We start from the raw sequence: 6,408 nt of genomic DNA, 5'->3' as shown, positions 1-6,408 counted from the left end.
CTTGTATCACCACATCATCTTCTAAACGAATACCAAAACCTTCGTCTGGGATATAAATACCAGGTTCTACGGTAAAGACCATATTGGCTTGCATTGGTTCGTGTAGTAAACCATAATCGTGTGTGTCTAATCCCATATGATGAGACGTGCCATGCATAAAGTATTTTTTATAAGCTGGCCAATCTGGGTTTTCGTTTTGCACATCAGCTTTATCAATAAGACCTAAACCTAAAAGTTCTGAAGTCATGAGTTTGCCAACTTCGACATGGTATTGTTCCCAAAGCGCACCAGGAACTAGTAGTTTGGTGGCAGCATCTTTAACACGATGCACAGCATTATAAACGGCTTTTTGCCTGTCGTTAAATTTCCCAGAAACCGGAATGGTACGCGTCATATCACTAGCGTAATTGGCATACTCAGCACCAGCATCAATAAGAATTAAATCACCAGCTTTACATTGTTGGTTGTTCTCGATATAGTGTAAGACATTGGCATTGTTTCCTGAGCCTACAATCGGAGTATAAGCAAAACCTTTAGAGCGGTTGTTGAGGAACTCGTGCATAAATTCGGCTTCTAAATTATATTCCCAAACACCAGGTTTTGTGAATTTAAGAACACGTCTAAATGCTTTTTCAGTTATAGTACAAGCCTTTTGGATGAGGTCTAATTCTATCGGATCTTTTACAGAACGCAAGCGTTGTAAAATAGGATTACTCTTGGCAACACTATGCGCAGGATATTTGTTAGTTAACCATTTTGTAAAACGATCTTCGCGTGTTTCTGTTTCTACATTAGCTCTGTAATGCTCGTTGGTATTAATGTAAACGGTATCGCAAAGCGTCATCAATTCAAACATCACCTTTTCCATGTCTTGCAACCAATACACGGTTTTTACACCAGAGGTTCCAAACGCTTTGTCTTTGGTCAGTTTTTCACCTTCCCAAACCGCAATATGTTCGTTAGTTTCTTTTAAGAATAAAATTTCGCGATGCTTCGCTTTAGGGCAATCAGGAAACAGCACCAAAATACTTTCTTCTTGATCTACACCACTCAGATAAAAAATATCGCGATGCTGTTGAAAAGGCATCGTGCTGTCTGCACTAATAGGATATATATCGTTAGAGTTAAATACCGCTAAACTGCGTGGTTGCATAAGTTTAGTAAAGTTCTTGCGGTTTTTTATAAAGAGGTTGCGGTCTATTAAATCGTATTTCATGATGTATAACGTTTATAATTTGTCACACTGAGCGTAGTCTAAGTGCGATTCTTAATCAGAGTTTTCCAAAAATACTATTTTGAAAGGCATAAAAAAAGGCAATCTATTTAAAGATTGCCTTTTTTTGTATTGATTTGTAAAAGTTATTTAGCCATAGCTTTTTTCACCATGCCAATGATAGCCATAAGGATACCACCACCAACACCACCTCCAGCAACACTGCCTAAGATACTGCTAAGGTCCATTCCTGTTGAGGCTGCAGCAGCTTCTGCTCCGCCAAGACCTAACATGCCAAGAACTGTGCCTCCAAGTCCACCACCAAGAATACCTGTTACAGAATTCCATAAGGTACCTAAAGATGATCCTTTCATAAGCTTGCCAGCAACATTTCCACCGACAGCTCAACTAATTAATTGAATAATTAAAGGTAAATACTCTTCCATTTTAATAAAATTTTGTTAATTATTTTCGTTAAAAATAAGAAATTTATCTAAAAAATGTTAAAAAATAGTGAAATTGATATTTTTTCAATAGAAATTTTACCTAATTGTTAATATTGACTAAGCGTTAAACTTTAACTTAGGTATTTGATGATTTTGTCTTAATTGATTAATTTTAAAAACTCTGTTAAAGTATAAATCAGTTTAAATTAGCCAAACCAAAATGTCATATCCAAGATTTCTTTCGCTAGTTCTTTTTGTTAGCTCATTTTTCGCTATTGCGCAACAACCAGCAACTACTGCAGAAACTGTTAAACAAGCGTTAGCGCAAAAAAAGACGATGACGCAATCGTCATTAGTTAAAAATGTGCCATTTAAAAATATAGGTCCAACAATTATGAGTGGTAGAGTGGTAGATGTAGATGTGAATCCAGAAAAGCCTTCAGAGTTTTACGTCGGTTATGCATCTGGTGGTCTTTGGCATACCATTAATAACGGAACAACGTTTACTCCGATTTTAGACAGTTCAGACACGCAAAATGTTGGTGATATTGCTGTGCATTGGCCAACCCGAACTATATATGTAGGAACAGGCGAGAATAATGCATCACGATCTTCTTATGCAGGAATTGGGATTTTAAAATCTACTGATAATGGAAAATCTTGGACTAATCTTGGACTGATGGATGCGCATCATTTTGCGCCAATTTTAATTCATCCAGATAATCCAGATGTGGTTGTGGTCGGAGCAACAGGACATTTATATTCGCCAAATGAAGAGCGTGGAGTATATAAAACCACAGATGGAGGAAAGACATGGAAGCAAACTTTGTTTGTAGATGATATGAGTGGAATTATCGACTTACAATCTAGTCCAGAAAATTATAATGTGATGTATGCAACATCTTGGACTAAAGATCGTAAGGCATGGAATTTTACAGGAAACGGTAATAACTCTGGGATTTATAAAAGTACAGATGCAGGTGAAAATTGGGTGAAGGTGTCAACTAAAGACAGTGGTTTCCCAACTGGTGACGGAGTTGGAAGAATAGGTGTTGCTGTGTTTAATGATAATATACTTTATGCGGTTCATGACAGTCAGTTTAGACGACCAGATGAAAAGAAAAAATCTAAGCGTCGAGGATTAACAAAAGACGATTTTAAAACCATGTCTAATACAGACTTCTTGGCTTTAGAAGACAAAAAACTAAATGGATTTTTAAAGACAAATGGTTTTCAGGAAAAGTACAGAGCTGAAAGTGTAAAGAAAATGGTTAAATCTGGAAGTGTAAAACCGATTGATTTAGCCAAGTATCTAGAAGATGCCAATCCTATGTTATTTGATACTCCCGTTGTTGGTGCTGAGGTTTATAAAAGTACAAACGGAGGTAAATCTTGGAAGAAAATGCACGACGATTATTTAGATGGTATCTACTTTAGTTATGGCTATTATTTTGGTCATATCCATGTATCTCCAGTAAATGAAAACGACATTTATATTTATGGTGTACCAATTTTAAAATCTAAAGACAGTGGAGAATCTTGGTCATCAATAAGTGCAGAAAATGTGCATGCAGATCATCATGCATTATGGATTAATCCAAAAAACCCAAATCATTTAATTGACGGAAATGATGGTGGAGTTAATATTACTTACGATGATGGTGAAAACTGGATTAAGAATAATTCGCCATCAGTTGGGCAATTTTATGCGATTAATGTAGATAATGAAAAACCATATAATGTTTATGGAGGCATGCAGGATAATGGTGTTTGGGTTGGTGCCAATAATGCTAGAGAAGATAAAAGTTGGCATCAACAAGGAGAATACCCTTGGAAATCGATAATGGGAGGTGATGGTATGCAAATTCAGGTTGATAATCGTAATTCAAACGTGGTTTATACTGGTTTTCAGTTTGGCACTTATTTTAGATTAAATCTTGAAACAAAAGAACAAACCTATATTCAGCCAAAACACACTTTAGGTGAAAGTCCATATCGTTTTAATTGGCAAACCCCAATTTTATTATCATCTCATAATCAAGACATCTTGTATTTAGGTGGAAATAAATTAATGCGTTCTATGAACCAAGGCAATGATTGGGAGGCCATTAGTGATGACCTAACTAAAGGAGGTGAAAAAGGAAATGTAGCATACGGAACATTAGCGTCTATTAGTGAAAGCCCATTTCAGTTTGGATTAATTTATGCAGGAAGCGATGATGGAGTGGTAAGTGTTACTAAAAATGCAGGAGGCAGCTGGACAACAATATCAAATACATTACCAAAAGATTTATGGGTAAGTCGTGTTATTGCTTCACAACACAAAAAAGAGCGTGTTTATGTAACTCTGAATGGTTATCGTTGGGATGATTTTAAAGTCTATGTATATATGAGTGAAGACTATGGTCAGACATGGAAAGATATTAGTAGTAATGTCTCAGCTTCACCAGTTAATGTGATTAGAGAAGATCCTTCGAGCGAAAACATCTTGTATTTAGGTACTGATAATGGTGCTTATGTGTCTTTTGATAGAGGCGATTCTTGGGAAGTGTTTTCTAATGGAGTGCCAAATGTTGCAGTACACGATATTGTTATTCAGCCCGAAGCAAAAGATTTATTATTAGGTACACATGGTAGAAGTATTTACAAAGCTAATATTGCTCCATTACAAAAAATGAATGCCGATATAAAAACTAAAGCGATTACAATTTTTGATATAAGTCCGATACGCTATTCTGGTCGTTGGGGAAGTTCTTGGAGTCAATGGTTAGAAGCTTATGAGCCAGAAAAAACAATTCAATTTTATAGTAATTCACCTGGCCAAAGAACCATTAAAATTCTTTCAGAAAAAGGAGCCGAATTGAAAAGTATGTCTGTTAATGCAGACAAAGGTTTTAACTATGTAGATTATAATTTAGAATTAACACCTAAAGGCCGTAAAGCTCTGATGAAAGAAAGTACAAGTATAGATATTAATGAAGCTAATAATGGAAAATATTACTTACCAAAAGGTATATATATAGTAAAAATAGACAATGCTAAAACTAAGTTAGAGATAAAGTAATAAGCGTTTGATTAAATTCATTCTAAATAATTAATTATAATACAGTGCAGTTGGCTAAAAGCCATTTGCGCTGTATCTTTGTTAGACTAAAATAAATTAGATCTACAATGAGCGGAATTCTAAATTCGTCGATTGGAAGAAAATTTGCCATGGCACTTTCGGCACTCTTCCTAATGATTTTTGTACTACAGCATTTTGTTATTAATAGCCTTTCTGTAATAAGTCCAGACACTTTCAACGAAGTATCTCACTTTATGGGAACATTTTGGGTGATTCAATATCTAATACAACCTGTATTGATTATTGGTGTTATTTTTCATTTTATAATGGGATTTGTACTCGAAATTAAAAACAACAAAGCAAATGGCATTAAATATGCTAAAAACAATGGTGCTGCCAATTCTACTTGGATGAGTAGAAACATGATTTGGAGTGGAGGATTTATTCTCGTATTCCTAATCATTCACTTTATTGATTTCTGGATTCCAGAAATAAACACTAAGTATATTGTTGGTGATATGTCTGGTATGCACAATGGTGAATTTAGATATTTTCACGAACTACAAGAAAAGTTTGTTCCTATCTGGAGAGTAGCATTTTACTGCATAGGTTTTATATTCTTAGCACTTCACCTATTACATGGTTTTGATTCTGCATTCCAATCGGTTGGAGCAAATAATAAATATACTAAAGGATTAAAAGGGTTCGGTAAATTCTACGCAATTGTTATTCCATTAGGATTCATTTTTATTGCATTATTTCATCACTTTAATCACTAAAAAATATCTAATATGGCTTTAGATTCAAAAGTACCAAAAGGTCCAATTAAAGATAAATGGACAAATTATAAAGATAAAATCAATCTTGTTAACCCAGCAAACAAACGACATATAGATATTATTGTGGTTGGTACAGGATTAGCTGGCGGTTCTGCTGCTGCAACTTTAGCAGAATTAGGCTATAATGTAAAAGCTTTTGCTTACCAAGATTCACCACGAAGAGCGCATTCAATTGCAGCTCAAGGTGGAATTAATGCGGCAAAAAATTATATGGGAGATGGCGATTCTAATTACCGCCTTTTTTATGATACAGTAAAAGGAGGCGATTATCGTTCTCGTGAAGCGAACGTGTATCGTTTAGCAGAAGTTTCTGGAAATATTATCGATCAATGTGTGGCTCAAGGTGTGCCTTTTGCTCGTGATTATGGTGGATTATTAGACAACCGTTCATTTGGTGGAGTTTTAGTATCTAGAACATTCTACGCTAAAGGACAAACAGGACAGCAACTATTATTAGGGTGTTATTCAGCGATGAATCGTCAAATTGCTCGTGGTAAAATTGAAATGTTCAATCGTCACGAAATGTTAGATGTTGTAAAAGTTGATGGCAAAGCTAGAGGGATTATTGCTCGTAATCTAATTACAGGCGAAATAGAACGTCATTCTGCTCATGCTGTCGTTATTGCAACTGGAGGATATGGAAATGTTTATTTCCTTTCAACAAATGCCATGGGAAGTAACGCCACTGCAGCTTGGAAAATCCATAAAAAAGGAGCATATTTCGCAAATCCTTGCTTCACACAAATTCACCCAACATGTATTCCGCGTTCTGGAGATTACCAATCTAAATTAACGTTGATGTCTGAATCATTACGTAATGATGGTAGAATTTGGGTGCCAGCAAAA

5 protein-coding genes are annotated in these 6,408 nt (G+C 35.4%); 3 read left to right on the top strand and 2 right to left on the bottom strand.

Annotation, left to right across the window (positions count from 1 at the left end):
* The coding region (locus AAC053_RS13235; RefSeq protein ID WP_339757556.1) for an aminopeptidase P family protein at nucleotides 1-1,216 on the bottom strand (1,216 nt) is incomplete at its 3' end.
* 143 nt (nucleotides 1,217-1,359) lie between these two features.
* Nucleotides 1,360-1,587 carry a hypothetical protein gene (locus AAC053_RS13230; protein ID WP_339757553.1) on the bottom strand — a complete coding sequence of 76 codons (228 nt, stop codon included), beginning with the start codon at nucleotides 1,585-1,587 and terminating at the stop codon, nucleotides 1,360-1,362.
* A gap of 292 nt (nucleotides 1,588-1,879) precedes the next feature.
* Here AAC053_RS13230 and AAC053_RS13225 point away from each other — a divergent pair, with 292 nt between their 5' ends.
* From AAC053_RS13225 to AAC053_RS13215, 3 genes are all read left to right on the top strand, one after another.
* The gene (locus AAC053_RS13225) at nucleotides 1,880-4,723 is read left to right on the top strand and encodes a glycosyl hydrolase (RefSeq protein WP_339757550.1); all 2,844 of its coding nucleotides are present in this window, start codon (nucleotides 1,880-1,882) and stop codon (nucleotides 4,721-4,723) included.
* A gap of 107 nt (nucleotides 4,724-4,830) precedes the next feature.
* Nucleotides 4,831-5,502, top strand: coding sequence for a succinate dehydrogenase cytochrome b subunit (locus AAC053_RS13220; RefSeq protein ID WP_339757548.1), 672 nt, complete (start codon nucleotides 4,831-4,833; stop codon nucleotides 5,500-5,502).
* 12 nt (nucleotides 5,503-5,514) lie between these two features.
* The coding region (locus tag AAC053_RS13215) for an FAD-binding protein (protein WP_339757545.1) at nucleotides 5,515-6,408 on the top strand (894 nt) is incomplete at its 3' end.

Source organism: uncultured Winogradskyella sp. (assembly GCF_963975125.1).
GTDB lineage: Bacteria > Bacteroidota > Bacteroidia > Flavobacteriales > Flavobacteriaceae > Winogradskyella.
This window is presented reverse-complemented; position numbering and strand designations above follow the sequence as displayed.

Bases quoted from the DNA above. Each gene is read 5' to 3' on its own strand.
- AAC053_RS13230 (WP_339757553.1), bottom strand. From the start codon at position 1,587: ATGAAAGGATCATCTTTAGGTACCTTATGGAATTCTGTAACAGGTATT.
- AAC053_RS13225 (WP_339757550.1), top strand. From the start codon at position 1,880: ATGTCATATCCAAGATTTCTTTCGCTAGTTCTTTTTGTTAGCTCATTT.
- AAC053_RS13220 (WP_339757548.1), top strand. From the start codon at position 4,831: ATGAGCGGAATTCTAAATTCGTCGATTGGAAGAAAATTTGCCATGGCA.